The organism is Micromonospora sp. NPDC005367 (genome assembly GCF_040606825.1).
GTDB lineage: Bacteria > Actinomycetota > Actinomycetes > Mycobacteriales > Micromonosporaceae > Micromonospora.
Genome location: NZ_JBEXFP010000005.1, coordinates 42750 through 59707 on the forward strand (window position 1 = coordinate 42750; position 16958 = coordinate 59707).

General features: G+C 70.9%; 15 protein-coding genes, 1 tRNA gene and 1 pseudogene. 7 read left to right on the top strand and 10 right to left on the bottom strand.

From position 1 onward, the window contains the following. Positions 1 to 96: 96 nt before the first annotated feature. Positions 97 to 807, top strand: a complete 711-nt coding sequence (locus tag ABZS42_RS05430) for a class I SAM-dependent methyltransferase (protein WP_355142726.1) — start codon at positions 97 to 99, stop codon at positions 805 to 807. Between the two features lie 88 nt (positions 808 to 895). Here the strand turns inward: ABZS42_RS05430 and ABZS42_RS05435 are convergent, their stop codons facing one another. Beyond that, positions 896 to 1432 carry a YbhB/YbcL family Raf kinase inhibitor-like protein gene (locus ABZS42_RS05435; protein WP_355142727.1) on the bottom strand — a complete coding sequence of 179 codons (537 nt, stop codon included), beginning with the start codon at positions 1430 to 1432 and terminating at the stop codon, positions 896 to 898. A 145-nt stretch (positions 1433 to 1577) separates the two neighbouring features. On the opposite strand from ABZS42_RS05435, the gene ABZS42_RS05440 reads away from it, so the two are divergent. Then, on the top strand, positions 1578 to 1736 hold the full coding sequence (locus ABZS42_RS05440) for a hypothetical protein (RefSeq protein WP_355142728.1): 159 nt from the start codon (positions 1578 to 1580) through the stop codon (positions 1734 to 1736). A 28-nt stretch (positions 1737 to 1764) separates the two neighbouring features. Here ABZS42_RS05440 and ABZS42_RS05445 read toward each other — a convergent pair. Continuing rightward, positions 1765 to 1851 (bottom strand) — tRNA-Ser (locus ABZS42_RS05445). 135 nt (positions 1852 to 1986) lie between these two features. Between ABZS42_RS05445 and ABZS42_RS05450 the strand changes: the two genes are divergently transcribed. Further along, a complete protein-coding gene (locus tag ABZS42_RS05450; protein WP_355142729.1) occupies positions 1987 to 2964 on the top strand; it encodes an NAD(P)H-quinone oxidoreductase in 978 nt (325 codons plus the stop codon). 85 nt (positions 2965 to 3049) lie between these two features. On the opposite strand, the pseudogene soxR reads toward ABZS42_RS05450, so the two are convergent. Continuing rightward, a pseudogene (gene soxR / locus ABZS42_RS05455) lies at positions 3050 to 3484 on the bottom strand (redox-sensitive transcriptional activator SoxR); the annotation flags it as partial. A gap of 110 nt (positions 3485 to 3594) precedes the next feature. After that, complete coding sequence (locus ABZS42_RS05460) at positions 3595 to 4299, bottom strand: glycosyltransferase family 2 protein (protein WP_355142730.1); 705 nt, start codon at positions 4297 to 4299, stop codon at positions 3595 to 3597. Positions 4300 to 4422: 123 nt separating this feature from the next. Between ABZS42_RS05460 and ABZS42_RS05465 the strand changes: the two genes are divergently transcribed. Both ABZS42_RS05465 and ABZS42_RS05470 read left to right on the top strand, forming a co-directional pair. Beyond that, complete coding sequence (locus ABZS42_RS05465; RefSeq protein ID WP_355142731.1) at positions 4423 to 6612, top strand: hypothetical protein; 2190 nt, start codon at positions 4423 to 4425, stop codon at positions 6610 to 6612. A 245-nt stretch (positions 6613 to 6857) separates the two neighbouring features. Then, on the top strand, positions 6858 to 8453 hold the full coding sequence (locus ABZS42_RS05470; protein WP_355142732.1) for a ricin-type beta-trefoil lectin domain protein: 1596 nt from the start codon (positions 6858 to 6860) through the stop codon (positions 8451 to 8453). Between the two features lie 54 nt (positions 8454 to 8507). On the opposite strand, the gene ABZS42_RS05475 is transcribed toward ABZS42_RS05470, so the two are convergent. From ABZS42_RS05475 to ABZS42_RS05485, 3 genes are all read right to left on the bottom strand, one after another. Next, positions 8508 to 9020, bottom strand: a complete 513-nt coding sequence (locus ABZS42_RS05475) for a hypothetical protein (protein ID WP_355142733.1) — start codon at positions 9018 to 9020, stop codon at positions 8508 to 8510. Positions 9021 to 9170: 150 nt separating this feature from the next. Beyond that, positions 9171 to 10727 carry a glycoside hydrolase domain-containing protein gene (locus ABZS42_RS05480; protein ID WP_355142734.1) on the bottom strand — a complete coding sequence of 519 codons (1557 nt, stop codon included), beginning with the start codon at positions 10725 to 10727 and terminating at the stop codon, positions 9171 to 9173. A 226-nt stretch (positions 10728 to 10953) separates the two neighbouring features. After that, on the bottom strand, positions 10954 to 12126 hold the full coding sequence (locus ABZS42_RS05485) for an acetyl-CoA C-acyltransferase (protein ID WP_355142735.1): 1173 nt from the start codon (positions 12124 to 12126) through the stop codon (positions 10954 to 10956). A 156-nt stretch (positions 12127 to 12282) separates the two neighbouring features. On the opposite strand from ABZS42_RS05485, the gene ABZS42_RS05490 reads away from it, so the two are divergent. Further along, the gene (locus ABZS42_RS05490; protein WP_355142736.1) at positions 12283 to 12744 is read left to right on the top strand and encodes a PH domain-containing protein; all 462 of its coding nucleotides are present in this window, start codon (positions 12283 to 12285) and stop codon (positions 12742 to 12744) included. 52 nt (positions 12745 to 12796) lie between these two features. Here ABZS42_RS05490 and ABZS42_RS05495 read toward each other — a convergent pair whose 3' ends face one another. Together ABZS42_RS05495 and ABZS42_RS05500 are read right to left on the bottom strand one after the other, a co-directional pair. Then, complete coding sequence (locus tag ABZS42_RS05495; protein ID WP_355142737.1) at positions 12797 to 13711, bottom strand: rhomboid family intramembrane serine protease; 915 nt, start codon at positions 13709 to 13711, stop codon at positions 12797 to 12799. A 55-nt stretch (positions 13712 to 13766) separates the two neighbouring features. Further along, positions 13767 to 14297 carry a peptidylprolyl isomerase gene (locus tag ABZS42_RS05500; RefSeq protein WP_355142738.1) on the bottom strand — a complete coding sequence of 177 codons (531 nt, stop codon included), beginning with the start codon at positions 14295 to 14297 and terminating at the stop codon, positions 13767 to 13769. Between the two features lie 84 nt (positions 14298 to 14381). On the opposite strand from ABZS42_RS05500, the gene ABZS42_RS05505 reads away from it, so the two are divergent. Then, positions 14382 to 15176 carry a hypothetical protein gene (locus ABZS42_RS05505; protein WP_355142739.1) on the top strand — a complete coding sequence of 265 codons (795 nt, stop codon included), beginning with the start codon at positions 14382 to 14384 and terminating at the stop codon, positions 15174 to 15176. Positions 15177 to 15391: 215 nt separating this feature from the next. On the opposite strand, the gene corA is transcribed toward ABZS42_RS05505, so the two are convergent. After that, positions 15392 to 16537: a magnesium/cobalt transporter CorA gene (corA, locus tag ABZS42_RS05510; RefSeq protein ID WP_355142740.1), complete on the bottom strand. Its 1146-nt coding sequence runs from the start codon at positions 16535 to 16537 to the stop codon at positions 15392 to 15394. Positions 16538 to 16958 lie beyond the last annotated feature (421 nt).

Here is a 16958-nt window from a genome sequence, read left to right on the forward strand (position 1 = left end):
GGCTATCAGGTTCCCCCGATTCTTCTGCCATCCGCGCGGATGATTCACTCTGTCGGTCCAGGCGCGGGTCGAGTTCATACCGTGAGGAATCGACGCATGGCAGAAATCACTGGTGATCAGCGCGTCCAGTCCGAGGTGCTGGAAGGTCTCGCGACCGCGGTCAACCACCGCCGCTGGTTCGTCGAGCTGGCCGTGCCGTACCTGGGTGACAATCCGATCGAGATCGGCAGCGGGCTGGGCGACTACGCACTGGAGTGGGCCGAGCACGCACCCCGGTTCACCGCCACCGAGGCGGACCCGGACCGCCTGGTCCGGCTGAAGGAGCGGCTGACCGACCAGCCGAACATCGACGTCCGCGAGATGCTGCTGCCGCACTCCGAGCGCGGGGACTACAGCGCGGCGGTCTCGTACAACGTGCTCGAACACATCGAGGACCACGTGCTCGCGCTGAGCAGCATGCGCGAGCTGGTCCGGCCGGGCGGCGCGGTAGTCATCATCGTGCCGGCCTTCCAGTTCGCCATGAGCCCGGCGGACATCGCCACCGGGCACGTCCGCCGGTACACGAAGAAGACGCTCGCGGCGGCGATGACCGAGGCCGGACTGACCGTGGAGAAGATCCACTACGCCAACGCGCTCGGCCTGCTCGGTTACTTCATGGCGACGAAGGTCTTCCGGCTCATGCCGAAGGAGGGCCCGATGGTCAAGATCTACGACACGCTCGTACTTCCGGCGACGAAGGCCGTCGAGCAGGTCGCCCGCCCTCCGTTCGGGCAGTCCGTCTTCGCCGTGGCCCGCGTCCCGGCCTGATCACGCACACTCCCCGTGATCCCACGACGGCCGCCCCGGCGTCGCGAGGCCGGCCATCGCAGGGGATCACGGGGAGAGCGGACTCAACTCACTTGCTCTGGTAAGTCGGGCGGATGACCGCCCGAGCCAGGGTGTGGAACGCCAGATTGAAGCCGACGTACGCCGGGGTGGCGTCCGGGGTCAGGTCCAGGCGCTCGACGTCCAGGGCGTGCACCGCGAAGACGTACCGGTGCGGCCGGTCCCCGCTCGGCGGGGCGGCGCCGCCGTAGCCATGCTCGCCGTAGTCGTTGCGGACCGGGAAGGCCCCGCCGAGATCGGCACCCGCGCCACCCGCGCCCCGCGGCAGCTGGGTGACGCCGGCCGGCACGTTGACCAGCACCCAGTGCCAGAATCCGCTGCCGGTCGGGGCGTCCGGGTCGAAGCAGGTGACCGTGAAGCTCTTGGTGCCGGCCGGGAAGTCCGACCAGGTGAGCTGTGGGGAGAGGCTCTCACCGCCCATGCTCGGGTGCACGTGCCGTACGTCCATCGGCTCGCCGTTCTGCACGTCGTCGCTGGTGAGCGTAAACGACGGCACGGTCGGCAGCAGTTCGTACGGGTCCGGGGCGATCGGTCGTTCCAAGGTCATCGAGACGCGTCCTTCCGATGTGCGCGCGAACGTCCTGTGATCTTCTTACCCTGCCGCGCCGGAGCAATCGACCGGAAGCGGCAGGTGCGGATGCGCCGTTCGTCTCATTACCGTTGGTTCCAGGCAACCGTTCCAGGAGAAATTCTTGACCAGCATGTGGCGTGACTTCTTCGCAGCGGTCGTGACCGCCTTCCGGCACCGCCCGGACGAGCGGGCGATCGCCGAGGAGCGCCGCCGCGCCGTCGAGCGACTGGCCGAGGAGAAGATCCGTGAGCAGCCCCGGGAGCCGGACGCGCAGGAGTGACGGGCCGGGGCGATGCCGCTCGGAGAGGCGGAGGGTGTGGGATTCGAACCCACGAAGAGGTTGCCCCCTTACCGGTTTTCAAGACCAGCGCCATCGGCCACTAGGCGAACCCTCCCGGGCCGCGCCCGAGAGGCGCGCGGCCGTGCCTAGTGTGCCATGTCGGCCATCCGGGACGAGTGAGGGCGGCGACGTCGGCAGGTACTTGCCGCCCGCCGCGTGGACGGCGGCCCGGATCGGGTAAGACTGACCCATGCACGCGATCACCGTTCCGGAGCCCGGCGGACCCGAAGCACTGGTCTGGGCGGAGGTGCCCGATCCCGAGCCCGGCCCCCGCGAGGTGGTCGTGGACGTGCGGGCCAGCGCGGTCAACCGCGCGGACCTGCTGCAACGGCAGGGGCACTATCCGCCGCCGCCGGGTGCGCCCGCGTACCTCGGGCTGGAGTGTTCCGGCGTGATCAGCGCGATCGGCTCCGACGTGGCTGACTGGCGGGTCGGCCAGGAGGTCTGCGCGCTGCTGGCCGGCGGCGGGTACGCCGAGCGTGTGGCCGTGCCCGCCGGGCAGTTGCTGCCGGCGCCGGTCGGCGTCGACCTGGTCGACGCCGCGGCACTGCCGGAGGTGGCCTGCACGGTCTGGTCGAACGTGGTGCAGCTGGCGGGGCTGCGCTCCGGCGAGACCCTGCTCGTGCACGGTGGCGGCAGCGGCATCGGCACCTTCGCGGTCCAGCTCGGCGTGGCCCTCGACGCCACCGTGCTGACGACCGCTCGGGCCGCGAAGCACGACCGGCTGCGGGAGCTGGGCGCCGCGCACACGATCGACTACTCCGAGCAGGACTTCGTCGAGGAGGTACGTCGACTCACCGACGGCCGGGGCGCGGACGTGATCCTCGACATCGTGGGTGCGGGCTACCTGGCTCGGAACGTCGCTGCGCTCGCCACCGGTGGTCGGCTGGCGGTGATCGGTCTGCAGGGCGGGCGCAAGGCCGAGCTGGATCTCGGCGCGCTGATGACCAAGCGGGCCACGATCACGGCGACCACCCTGCGGGCGCGGCCGCTGGCGGAGAAGGCAACGATCGTCTGGGGCGTCCGCGACGAGGTGTGGCCGCTGGTCGAGGCGGGCCAGGTCCGGCCGATCGTGGAGCGGCGGATGCCGATGGCTGCTGCCGCCGACGCGCACCGGCTGGTCGAGAGCAGCGACCACTTCGGCAAGGTGTTGCTCACGACGTCCTGACGTCGACCTCCGGCTCCGCCTGGCTGCGGGCAAGAGCCTCGGGCTCGGCCTCGGTGCGGAGCAGAGCCTCCGGTTCGTTCTCGGTACGGGGTAGCACCAGTCGGGCGCCCGGCCCCTCGCCGGCCAGGCTGTCGCCCGGGTTGTAGAGGGCGCAACGCTGCAACGACAGGCAGCCGCAGCCGATGCAGCTGTCCAGGTCGTCGCGGAGCTTGGTCATGAGCCGGATCCGCTCGTTCAGCCGCTCCCGCCAGACGCTGGAGAGCCGGGCCCAGTCCGAGGCGGTCGGCGTACGCGAGGCGGGCAGCGAGTCGAGGGCTGCGCGGATCTCGTCGAGTGAGATGCCGACCTGCTGGGAGATCCGGATGAACGCCACCCGACGCAGCTCGGATCGGGCGTAGCGGCGCTGGTTGCCGCCGGTCCGCTCGGCACGGATCAGACCGAGCCGCTCGTAGAAGCGCAGCGCGGACGGTGCCACGCCGCTGCGTGCGGAGAGCTGGCCGATGGTCAGGGATTCGTTCATCCGGTCGCCTTGAGTTGAAGTTCAATTCAACTTGCAGGCTACCGGCGCGGCGATGACCACCGCCACCACGATCCGCCCTCGCGGGCGGTCAGGTCGCGGCGCTGATCAAATCAGCGGATCGACGCGGAGGGACGGCGGCGGGTGCGCTCGCGGCCGAGGATCCAGATGGCCTCGACGCCGTCCTTCCAAGTGATCTTCTTGCCCTCTTCACGCCCCCGAGCCCGGTAGCTGATCGGCACCTCGTAGGGGCGGATCCGGCGGCGCAACAGCTTCCCGGTCACCTCGGCCTCCATGCCGAAGCCGCGGGAGCGGACGTCGAGGGACCGGTAGAGCGACACCGGCATCAGCTTGAAGCAGGTCTCCAGGTCGCCGATGTAGGAGTTGAAGAGCAGGTTGGCCGCCATGGTGACGCCCTTGTTGCCTATCACGTACCAGAAGCTGTAGGCGCTGTGGCTACCGAAGGTGCGGTTGCCGTAGACCACGGTGGCCCGTCCGTCGAGCACCGGGTCGAGCAGCTTGGGGATGTCCTGCGGGTCGTACTCCAGGTCGGCGTCGAGGATGACCATGTATTCACCCTCGGCGTTGTCGACGGCCGTCTTGATGGCCGCGCCCTTTCCGGCGTTGCGCTGGTGGGTGATGACCCGGACTCGCTGGTCGTCGGCGCGGTCGAGGACCTCGGCGGTGCCGTCACGACTACCGTCGTCCACCACGACCAGCTCGATCTCGCACGGGTAGTCGACCGCGAGCGCCTGCTTGAGGGCATCCGCGATGCGATCTTCCTCGTTGTAGACCGGCATGAGGATCGAGAGCTTCACGGAAATCTCCATGGTGGGGACGGCTGTCGCGCCTAGCGTAGCCTGGCTGGTCAGCGCGATGGTGGTCCCTACCATAGGGCGTCCGGCGTGGCGCGGCTATCTGGATGGTGTTTACTTCCCGCCATGTCGGCAGCTGGCTCCCTGCTCGCGGTGGTGCCTGTCGCCGCGATGCTCCTGCTCGTCCGCGCCACCAGACCGCGTGATGTCGTGACGGCACCGCTACGGCTCGCAGTGGTCCGAGCGGCGCTGGTGACCGGAGCCTTCGCGGTGCTCACGGTCGAGGTGCTCGGCGCGCTGCAGGCGCTCACGCCGGCCGCATTCGCCGTCGCCTGGCTACTGTTCCTCGCCGTCGCCGCGTCGGCGGCGGGCTGGCGCCACCGGCGCGACGCCGCCCGGGACGCGGCGATGCGAACCGCCGCGCCACAGCAGGCCCTGGTCGGCGCCGCCACCGCACCGACGACCGACACCGTCGAAGTTCCGTCCCCATCCGACTCACATCCGGCGACCACCGGCCCCTCCATCGGCCCGGACCGCCTGGGCCGGCGGGCCCGGCTCGGCCGGCACTGGCGTACGGCGAGCCGGGGCGAGCGGCTCCTCGCCGGCGGAGTGGCCGGGCTGCTCCTGATCGAACTGGTCGTCGCGCTGCTCGCCGAGCCGAACAACTTCGACTCGCAGACGTACCACCTGCCCAAGGTGGAGCGTTGGGTCCTCCAGGGGGGCCTCGAGTTTTGGCCGACCGCGATCCACCGGCAGGTGACCATTCCACCCGGCGCGGAGTACCTGCTGCTGCACCTGCGCCTGCTCACCGGCGGTGACGGGCTGTACAACCTGGTGCAGTGGGGGGCCGGAGTGCTCTGCCTGCTCGCGGCCGCCCGGATCGCCGCGCAACTCGGCGGCGGCCGGCGCGCCCAGCTGCTCACGGCTTTCATCCTGGCCACCACGCCGATGGTGGTGCTGCAGGCGACCAGCACCCAGACCGATCTGGTGGTCGCCGCCTGGGTCGCCTGCGCGGCGACCCTGGCGTTGGACGGGCTGCACCGGCGTACCGGACTGGGCACGCTGCTCGGGCTCGGCGCCGCCACCGGCCTGACCGCGGTGACGAAGACGAGCGGGCTGATCGGGGTGGGTCCGCTGCTGGTGCTCTGGGGGCTGGCGCAGCTCCGGCTGACCCGGCGCCCGGAGGCCGCGCGCAGCGGGGTGGTTGACGCCGCGCACCCACCCGCGAGGCCCGTCGGGGTCGCCCGGACGGTCGGTGCCTCGGCGCTGATCCTGCTGGTCGCGGCCACGGTGGTGGGCCCGTTCCTGGCCCGGGTCACCGTGGAGTTCGGACACCCGCTCGGGCCGCCCCGGCTGCGCGAGTCGATTCCGATGGAACGGCACGATCCCCTCGCGATCCTGGTCAACGGGCTGCGGATCGCGCACACCGCGTTCGACACCCCGCTCGCGCCGGTGCGCTCGGCCACCGCCGCGGCGATCATCAACGGTGCCGAGGCGGTCGGCGTCGACCCGCAGGACCGGGAGATCACGTTCGGAAGGGAGAACTTCCCTGAGCCGTCCTGGTATCCGGACGAGGACCGGGTGGCGTTCCCGCTCGCCGGGGCGCTGGCGTTGCTGGGGGCGGTGTTCGCGCTGGCACGGCCGGGACGGATCAGCCCGGAGCGCGCCGGGTCGCTGCGGGGGTACGCGGCGGTGGTGGCGGCCACCGTGGTGCTGCACGTCGCCATGATCAAGTGGCAGCCGTGGGGCAACCGGCTGCTGCTGTACGCGCTGGTGATGGCCGTACCGCTGGCCGGTGTCTGGCTGGACGCGGTGTTCCGCAGGCGGGTCGGATCGGCGGGTGCGCCCGGACGCAGGTCGATCGCCGTCCTGGCGGCGGTGACCGTGCTGGCCACCTCCGCGCTGGCCGGAGTGCTGGCCGTGTCGTACGGCTTCCCGCGCCGGCTGGTGGGCTCGGGTTCGGTCTTCACCACCGGCGAGTGGGACACCCGGTTCCTGCGCCGCCCCCAGTGGACCGACGAGTTCCGCTGGGCGGCCGAAGCGGTACGCGACAGCGGCGCCCGCCGGATCGGCCTGGTGGAGCAGAACGACAACTGGGAGTACCCGTGGTGGCTGCTGCTGCGCGACGCCGACGGCCGGCCGCCCGAGCTGGTCGCGCTCCAGTCGGTACTGCCCGACCGGACACCGGCTGAGCCGTCCTCGGTGGACGCCATCGTCTGCACCGGCCCCCGCGCGGCGTGCGTGCGCCTCGTCCCGCCGGACTGGCAGGTCGAGTACCGCGCCTATGTCGGGTACGCGTTGTCACCGGGTCGCTGACCAGCTCACCGGGTCGCTGACCGGCTCACCGAATTCGCTCGGGCCGCGCGCCGGGGTTCGCTCGGGCCACGTGCCGCGCGACACCGGCGGCGGGCGAGCGCCGACCCGGGGGGCCGAATAGCCCGGAACGATGCGGTTCGCCACTCCGCGCAAGGATCACGAGACGCATTCACATGACCATCCATGCACGTTACTTTCTGGTAACTCAATCGACGTACGGCGATTGAGTGGAAAGGAGTGCGTCGATGCCTGTCACCTCCGCCAGGCGCGAACGGACCAAGCGGCGGCGGGTCCTGGCCGCCGCCGCCGCCGCTCTCGCCCTGCCGATGCTCGCGGCGCCGGCGACCGCCGCAGGCGCAGCCGACCGACCGACCATCCAGTCACTCCCGGCCGACCTCGAGGCCATCCGCGCCGCCGAGGCGACCGCCCTCTACGGCAGCCCGGCGATCCGCCCGATCGAGCAACGCCGCACCTCGCTGATCACCATGGGCGACAGCGAGATCTCCGGCGAGGGCGTGGGCAACTACGTGCCCGGCACACACGAACCCGGCAACTGGTGCGACCGCTCGTACGACCAGGCGATCTTTCGCACCGGCATTCCGGCCGACGAGAAGTACAACATCGCCTGCTCAGGTGCGACCCCGTGGAACCTGATCAGCGGCGGGCCGACCCAGCACAACGAGCTGAACCAGGGTGACCACCTGGCGATCGAGGCGCGCAACACGCACGTACGCCTGATCTGGGTGGCGGTCGGCGCCAACGGTGACGGCACCATCCAGTTCGGTCCGGTCGCCACCGACTGCGCCATCAGCCGGGTCTTCTTCCAGGGCCCGTGCCACCCCACCTACACCGACGAGTGGACGGTACGCACCGACGGCAGCCGGCAGGCGGTCGAGGACGCGCTCACCGACATCCGGAACACCATGACCGAGGCCGGATACCTGGCCGGCGACTACGAGCTCGTTCTCATGTCGTACCCCAGCCCGGCCGGCCCCGACGTGGAGGACAACCCGGACTTCCCCGGCTGGTACGCGGGCGGCTGCCTGCTGTACCTCGCCGACGCGGCGTTCGCCCGGAACAAGGCGGTGCCGATGTTCGAGTCGGCGCTGCGGGCAGCCGCCGCGAACACCGGCACCCGCTACCTGGACGCGAGCCGGCTCTTCCACGGCCACGAGGTCTGCACCGACAACACCTCGGTTCGTGGCCTCTACATCGAGCTGGGTATCTGGAACGAGAACGCGGCCCGTCAGTCGTTCCACCCGAACTACCGGGGTCACGGCATGTTCGCCCAGTGCATCACGCAGTTCTGGAACTCCGGCCAGCAGCAGGCCACCTGCGTCGACCCCGCCAGCACCGGAACCGGCGTGCTCCGCCCCGGGCTGCTCGAGTTCAAGCAGCTCCGCAACGCGGCCACCGGCACCTGCGTGGACGGCAAGGGATACGACTCACGCAACGGCACGACGCAGCAGTCGTACGCCTGCCACGGTGGGCGCAACCAGGGCTTCTGGTACGACGCCACCCGTGAGTCACTGCACTCCGAGCTCTCCCACGACCGGTGCCTCGACGTGGCCAACGGGTCGCTGACCGCCGGTACCGCGGTGAACATCTACGACTGCCACGGTGGCGCGAATCAGAAGTTCGTCCTCGTCGGCAACCAGATCAAGCCGGCCGGCAACGCCAACCTCTGCCTGGCGTTCGACAACCCGCTACTGGGCACCCCCCGGCTGCGGCTCGCCAACTGCTCGACGAGCAGCCGGCAGCGATGGTCGTTCGAGTCCCGGACCTTCGCCGATCCGGTCGGCTACGGTCACGATGACTTCATCGGCTCGCGTGTCTACTGACCGGTGACGGCAGGCCCAACCCCGTCGTCGGGCACGAGGCGCCGGACCGGGCAGTCAGCGGGCGACGGCCGGGCGGAGGGTGGCGGGCCGCGAGTTGACCAGCGCTTCGCCGATGGTGGCGACGATCCGCTCCTGGACGGGCCGGAGACGGGTACGGAAGGCGTGGTTGAGCAGGGTGTCGAGCTGCCACATCTGCTTCGGATCGTGGTTGCGGATCAGGAAGCGCTCGCGGATGCCGTCGATCGCGGTAGCGGCCAGCTCGATCGAGTGCGTCCGCGAGTCGGGGCTCCACGTCACGTTGCTCAGCTCGCGCAGTTCGGTGTTGAGGTGCAGGCGGAGCCGGTGCAGCACCCGGGTCTGCTGGGTGACCACGAGTCGCCGGTGCGTGAGCAGGAGGAGGTACTCGCCGCCGGCCGGCCTCTCGGGACGGCTGCAACGGGTCACCAGGATCGTGGCATCGCCCGAGCCGACGCAGCGGCGGAAGACGGGCATGTGCCGGCTGACGGTCTGCACCGCCAGGCCGGCCTCGGCGGCGGCCGGAAGGAACGTTCGGGAGAAGACGTCCATGACCTGCCCAACGACAAGCCTGCGGCAGTGACATGGGTCACGTCGAAGTTGTGCAAGTTCCACGCGTCGCCGTCGCACCGGGTGTCCGACTTCCGGCCCTGCGTGGATCCGGCCGGGCCCGCCCGAACGAGGCGGACCCGGCCGATGCAATCAGATGATCGGCGTCATGGAGCCGAAGCCGGTGCCGACCCGGATGGCGGTGGCGAAGCCGGCGCCGAGCCAGCGGTACTGGTAGAGGTCTCCGGTCGACTTCTGCACGGCGATGATGTCGGGTCGCCCGTCCCGATCGAAGTCGCCGACCTGGGTCAGATCCCGCAGCCCGCTCCAGCCCGATCCGATCTGGGTGCGACTGCTGAACCCGCCGGTGGCACCCAGGTAGAGGAGAAGGTTCCCGGTGCTCTTCTCCCGGGCGACCAGGTCGACGTAGCCGTCGCCGTTGAAGTCGCCACCGCCGTTGAGCTCGTCCACCGTGTTCCAGCCGCCGCCGAGCCGGATCCGGCTGGTGAAGTTGCCGCCGCCCTGACCCGTGTAGAGGTAGAGCGAACCGGTCGAGGTCTCCACCGCCACCACGTCCTGGAAACCGTCGCGGTTGAAGTCCCCGATCGAGGTGATCTCCCGGAAGCCGTTCCAGCCGGCACCAAGTCGGTACCGGCCGCTGATCCCGGAGCCACTGCCCGGGTAGTACCAGAGGTAGCCGGTGGCCGGCTCGCGGGCGATGACGTCCTCTCCACCGGCACGGTCGAAGTTCCCGGCCCGAATGATCGTGTCCATGCTGTTCCAGCCGGCGCCGAGGGTCACCCGGCCGCTCAACGTCGTGCCGTTGCCGCCGTAGACGTGCAGGCGTCCGGTGGCAGGCTCCCGGTAGCCGACGTCCGACCAGCCGTTGCCGGTGAAGTCACCGAACGGGGTCGCCGGCAACGGGGCGACGTCCAGGTAGTCGCGGTCGATGTTGATCGTGACGCCGCCCCAGGTCTCGTTGTGCGGGCCCACGTGCTGCTTCATCCGCCGCTTCGGCCACCACTGACCGGCGGGGATGCCCGGGTCGGTGACCGTGGCGACGCCGTCCCAACGGGCGAAGTCGAGGTAGTCCGGCCGCACGTAGCCCGGCGTGTCATAGGCGGCGACCTGGTCGGCTACGCCCCGGGCCATGCTGCTGTAGAAGCCGGAGAGGTAACCCGTGTCGTGCAGCCGGGCCGTCCACGCGCTCATGAAGGTGAGGACCGCCTGGGTGCAGGCCGCGTCCCCGCCGTCGTAGTCCTCCATGTCGTAGACGAGCACGCTCTCCCTCGGCAGTCCGAGGTTCACCGCCTGGGCCACGGCGTCGTCGGCCTGCGCACGGCCCTGCGCCGCCGCCTGGGCCGGATCGATCAGGTCCTCGCTACCGCCCTGGCACGGGGCCTGGAGACCGACGTACATCGGCACGAGGTGCCAACCCGCCGCGGTCTGCTCCGCCACCCACTCGGCGGTGAGGGCGGGCTGGGCGCAGCCACGGTTGACGCCGCCGAAGTAGATGACGATCGCCCGGTAGGGCGATGCCTGCCAGGCCCGCATCTGGGCGCTCGTCGGCGCGGTGCAGGCGTCGAAGCCGAGACCGGTGTAGCTGCCGGGCTGAGGACCCGCTGCGGCGAACGCCGGGCCGGATGTGGCTGTCAATGCGAGGCCGGCCCCGAGTACCGAGGCGACGGCACCGGCCAGAACCGTGCGCACGGCATGACGCAGCCCGTGCGGCCAGACTGTCGAGTTCACGTTTCCCCGATCTGTGTCCCTGGTGGGGGCGGTCACGGCGAACGCGACGGGTGACCCGCTCGCCACGGCCCGCTGATTCTGACCAGAGTCGACGTCGGTTGTCGAGATCGGAGGCGAAACGTCCCTTTGGAGCAAAACACCGGAACCGGCCGAAGGATGGCCGGTCACCGGTCGGCGTAGTCGACGATCAGAGCAGCTCGACGATGGTGGCGTTGGCCATGCCGCCGCCCTCGCACATCGTCTGCAACCCGTACCGGATCCCGTTGTCCCGCATGTGCTGGAGCATGGTGGTCATGATCCGGGCACCGGAGGCGCCGAGCGGGTGCCCGAGAGCGATCGCGCCGCCGCGCGGGTTGAGCCGCTCCGGGTCGGCCTCGGTCTCGGCCAGCCAGGCCAGCGGCACCGGGGCGAACGCCTCGTTCACCTCGTACACCCCGATCTCCTCGATGCCCAGCCCCGCGCGGCGCAGTGCCTTCGCGGTGGCCGGAATCGGCGCGGTGAGCATGGTGACCGGGTCGTCGGCAGCGCCCACCGCGGTGTGGATCCGGGCCAGCGGACGAAGCCCGTGCCGGCTGGCCCACTCGCTGGTGGTGACCGCGAGGGCGGCCGCGCCGTCGGAGATCTGGGAGGCGGACCCGGCGGTGACCACACCGTCGACTCGGAAGGGGGTGGCCAGCTCGGCCAGCTTCTCCAGCGAGGTGTCGCGCCGGATGCCCTCGTCCGCGGCGAGTTTGCCGCCGTCGCCGAGCGCCACCGGCGCGAGTTCGGGGTCGAACGCGCCCGCGTCCTGCGCGGCCGCCGCCTTCTCGTGGCTGGCGAGCGCGAACTCGTCGAGCTGGGTCCGGGAGAAGCGCCACCGCTGCGCGATCAACTCGGCGCCGACGCCCTGGTTGAACGGAAGTGGAGAGTCCTCGGCGAACCCCTCCACGCCGCGGTAACGCTCGTGGATCGCGGCACTGAACGGCATCCCGCCGGCCACGCTGGAGCCCATCGGCACCCGGGTCATCGACTCGACGCCGCCGGCCACGACCAGCTCGGCCTGCCCGGAGAGCACGGTTGCCGCGGCGAAGTGCAGGGCCTGCTGGCTGGAGCCGCACTGGCGGTCCAGCGTGGTGCCGGGGACGCTCTCGGGCCAACCGGCGGCCAGGACACCGTTGCGGGCGATGTTCCAGGACTGCTCGCCCACCTGCGACACGCAGCCCCAGAAGACCTCGTCGACCAGCACCGGGTCCACGCCGGTGCGCTCGGCCAGGGCGCGCAACACATGGGCCGACAGGTCCACCGGGTGTACGTCCGCGAGGCTGCCCTTGCGCCTCCCGACGGGGGTCCGTACCGCGCCGACGATAACCGCGTCACTCATGACTACTCCCCGGTAACTTGAGCTGCACCGATCTTACGTCCTCCACCACCCCGACGTCCCGTGCCGGGGTCGCCTGATCTCGATACGCCGAGCGAGGCGAACGCCCGGGCACCCGGTCGTGCCGAGCGTGACGGCAGACGATGCCACGGCCCGGGCATGCTGGCATGCTGGCATGCTGGACGGGTGGAGGAGACGTTCCCGGTGCGACAGTGGCGGGTGCCCGCGAGCCTGCCGGCCGCGAAACTCGCCGGCGCGGTCCTGCTCATGTCGATCGGTCTGCTCTTCGCCGACGGCGATCCGGTACGCCTGGCACTGGCGGCGCTGGTGGCGGCCGCGCTGGCCGGGTGGGCCGTGCGCGACTTCGTGGCACCGGTCCGGCTCGCGGTCGACGCCGCGGGACTCACCGTCGTCCACGGTTTCGCGCGCCGCCGGCATCTGCCGTGGGCGACAGTCGAGGCGATCAGCGTGGACCGGCGCCCCCGGCTGGGGCTGACCACCGAGACCCTGGAGATCGACGCCGGGGCGACGCTGCACCTGCTCGGCCGGTACGACCTCGGTGACTCCCCCGGCGACGTGGCCCGGGTGCTGCACACGGCGCGTACGGCCGCCGGCGCCTGACCCGCGGTCGCACCGGCCGTGCGCGGCCGAGGACCCGGCGGCGGGCCGCCGTTCAGCCGGCCAGGAGCTGGGCGCTACGGATCATGACCAGGCCGATCAGCGCCAACACGATGATCGCGCCACCGGCCACCTGGAAGAGCGTGCGACGGCCGCGCGGGGCGTACGCCAGCACCAGCCCCATCAAGGCACCGGTGATCAGGCCGCCGACGTGCCCGGCCTTGGAGATGCCCGGCACGGCGAAGGTGAAGACCAGGTTGATGACGAGGACGGGCAGGATCGCCGAAGTGTCCCGGCCGAGCCGGCGCATGATCACGAAGATCGCCGCGAACAACCCGAAGACCGCCGTCGACGCGCCGGCGGTGGCCGAGTTCTGGGCGCTGAACAGGTACGCGGCAACGTTCCCGCCGACTCCGGCGATCAGATAGAGCGCCAGGAAGCGCAGCGGACCGAGGTTGGCCTCCAGCGACCGGCCCAGCACCCAGAGCGCCCACATGTTCAGCAGGAGGTGGAGCAGGCCGTAGTGCAGGAACATCGCGGTGATCAGCCGGTACCACTCACCGTCGGCGATGCCTCCGACGGTGCCGTCGGGGAAGATCGCCAGCCCCAGCACCGCACCCCAGTCGGTGAGCGGCGTGTTGCCGCCGAGCAGCCCGGCGAAGCCGGAGCCGCCCGCCGCCGCGTCGCCGCCCCGGTCGGAGGCGATGGAGAGCAGCATGAACAACACGTTGGCCGCGATCAACGCCTTGGTGACGTAGCCGTGCCGGCCGGCGGTACCGCCGCCGAAGGCGGTACGCGCCGGCCGGACGCTGCGACGCCCTTCACTGATGCACTCCGGGCACTGGTGGCCGACCGACGCCTCGCGCATGCAGTCGGGGCAGATCGGCCGATCGCAGCGGGTGCAGCGGACATAGGTCTCCCGGCCGGGATGCCGGTAGCAGACCGGGGTGGTCGGTGGCGATTCGCTCACCGTGCCCACCCTCCGGAGCGCTCAGTCATGCGAGCAAAGGTACCTCGCGCCCGCCTCAGGCGGCGGTGCGCTCGATCTCGACCCGCTCGATGACGACGTCCTGGACGGGACGGTCGCTCGGGCCGGTCGGGGTGTTGGCGATCGAGTCGACGACCTTCGCCGACTGCTCGTCCGCCACCTGCCCGAAGATGGTGTGCCGGTTGTTCAGGTGCGGCGTCGGGCCGACGGTGATGAAGAACTGCGAGCCGTTGGTGCCCGGCCCGGCGTTCGCCATCGCGAGCAGGTACGGCCGGTCGAAGCGCAGTTCCGGGTGGAACTCGTCGGCGAACTTGTAGCCCGGGCCACCGCGACCGGTACCGGTCGGGTCACCCATCTGGATCATGAAGCCGGAGATGACGCGGTGCGAGATGGTGCCGTCGTAGTACGGCCCCTTGCCCGGCTGGCCGGTGCGGGGGTCGACGTACTCGCGCGTCCCCTCGGCCAGCTCGACGAAGTTCTTGACGGTCTTCGGCGCGTGGTTCGGGAAGAGCTCCAGCCGGATCGGGCCGGCGTTGGTGTGCAAGGTGGCGTAGATGGACTCGGCCACGGGTACTCCTCACTCGTTGGTCAGTTCCATGCGGATCCTCCCATGTGCCCGATCTGGCATCACGGAGGCATCCGAAGGTGGAGGATGACGAAGGAACAACTCCCAGGAGGTGGGACCGTGTTTGGAATGGGACGACGCAAGTCCCAGGGGCAGCTGGCGAAGGCCGAATTGAACCAGGGCATCAGCCACCTGGTGCAGGCAGCCACGCACGCCGCGAGGGGCGCCGGCGCGACCGTCGGTCCGCAGGTGCAGGCGGCCCGCGACCAGGTCGGACCGACGGCGGCGCTGCTGCGCGACCGGGCCGCGACCGGTTGGGACACGGCGCTCACCTCGCTCGCCCCGCTCGCCGCGGCCGCTCGCGACGGCGCCACGCAAGCGGGCTCGATGACCAGGAAGGCGAAGTCGAGGAACATGCGGATCAGTGGGAAGAAGAAGCAGCCGCGCCGTGGCGGCCGGATGATGACCGGCCTGCTGGCCGCGGGCGCGATCGCCGGGGTCGCCGGGTTGATGGCCGTGCGGCGCCGCCGGGAGCAGCAGGAGTGGGCCGAGTACGACCCCACCCGCACCCTGGAGCCGATGCGGGACGAGGTGGACACCCTCGAGGTACAGACCCGGTCGACGCCGGGCGGCGCGAAGATGGCCGACGCGTCCACGCCCCGGACGTCCGGTATGGCTGGTGGCCCGACGGGCGCCGGCAGTTCGGCGGTGGCGGGCGGGGACAGCGCCAGCACCATCCCGGCGAGCACCGGGTCGAAGATCCAGCCGACCGGCAAGGTCCCCTCGGTGGCCGAGGGCGCGACCGACGTGTCCGGCCGCCCGGCCGACGACGTCAGCAAGGCCACGAGCAAGGGCGCCGCGCGCACCAACGGGCGCCGCTGACCAGCCGTTCACCGCGGACAGCGCCGGGCCGGCGGGATGATCCCGCAGCGCCGGCGCTTCCGCGCGTTCGGGGCCGTGCCGCGGTACGACCGGCGGCACCGCCACGACGTGCCGTGGGTCACGCGTCCGGCCTTCGGCGCGTGCCGCAGAGCCAGTGGCCGTTGCGGCGCGAAGGCGCGTTCCGCAGAGCCAGCCGTTGCGGCGGAAGGCGTGCCTCAGAGCCAGCCGTTGCGGCGGAACCAGCGGTACAGCGTCCACGAGCAGGTCAGCATCAACGCCCAGATGACCGGGTAGCCGTACTCCCAGTCCAGCTCCGGCATGTACTTGAAGTTCATGCCGTAGATGCCGGCGATGGCCGTCCAGACCGCGGCTATCGCCGCCCAGGCGGCGATCTTGCGCATGTCGTTGTTCTGCTCGACGGTGACCTGGGCGAGGCGCGCCTGAAGGATCGAGTTCAACAGGTCGTCGTACGAGTTCACCTGCTCAACGGTGCGGCTGAGGTGATCCTGCACGTCCCGGAAGTAGCGCCGGATCTCCTTGGGCACCTCGCGATTCACCTGCGAGGTCAGCGTCAGCAGCGGGCGCTGCAGCGGCACCACCGCCCGTTTGAACTCCACCAGCTCCCGTTTCATCTGGTAGATCCGCTGGATCCTTCCGGCGCCGTTCCGGTCGAAGACCTCGGTTTCCAGGATGTCGAGGTCGTCCTCGATCTGGTCGGCGACCTCCAGGTACAGGTCAACCACCCGGTCGGTGACCGCGTACGCGACCGCCCACGGTCCGTGCAGCAGCAGCTCCCGCTTGCTCTCCAGATCGGCGCGGATCGGGGAGAGCCGGCCGGCGTCCCCATGCCGGACACTGACCACGAAGTTCGGGCCGATGAAGAGCATCACCTGCCCGGTCTCCACGACCTCTGACTGCTCGGTCAGCTCAGCGTGCTCGCAGTAGCGGGCGGTACGCAGCACCAGGAAGCTGACGTCGCCGAACTGCTCCAGCTTCGGGCGCTGGGCGGCCTTCACCGCGTCCTCGACGGCGAGTTCGTGCAGCCCGTAGGTGGCCGCGATGGTGCTCATCTGCGCCAGCTCCGGCTGGTGCAGCCCGAGCCAGACGAAGCCCTGCTCGCGCCGGGCGGCGGCCAGGGCGTCGGCGTAGTTCCAGTCACCCGGTTGCCGCGCCCCGTCGACGTAGAGCGCGCAGTCGACGATCGCGTCGTGCATCGACTCGGCGGGCTCCGGGGAACGATGGGCACCATCGGCGCTGAGGATGCGGGTCACCGCCCGTACGGGAGCCGCCCAGCTTCGCGGCACCGGCAACCGGCCGCCGTTCTGCGGCGTCGTCCGGCCCCGCTGGTCTTGACCTGCCATCGCGCACCCCCTCCCCACGGTGAGCCGCGCTCGTCGCACCGGCTCCGCACCCGCACGGCATCCGGGAACTGGCGGGAACCGCGGGGCAGCCGCCGCAGGGTTTCCCGCAGTCACGCGGAGCCGGATTGCAGGGTACGCCGAACCGGACCATCACTGCCTGTGACGAAGGCGTCCGGGGGTGGCGCCGGGCGGGCCGGGTCGCATCAGGGGGGTGAGGGGACGACACGGCCCACCCGGCGCCCTATGGGGGCGAGGGTTCTGCTGGTCGCGTCACTTGTCACGCGTGGGAGCCGGTCGCGCGCCCCCGGCGCCGGCCCGGTCGAATGCCGGGCTCGGGGGCGACCGATCGCTACCCGTCGTGAATGACGCTCGCAGCATTGTGGGCCGCCGACCGTCCGGGCGGGAGCCCTGAGACGGCTGG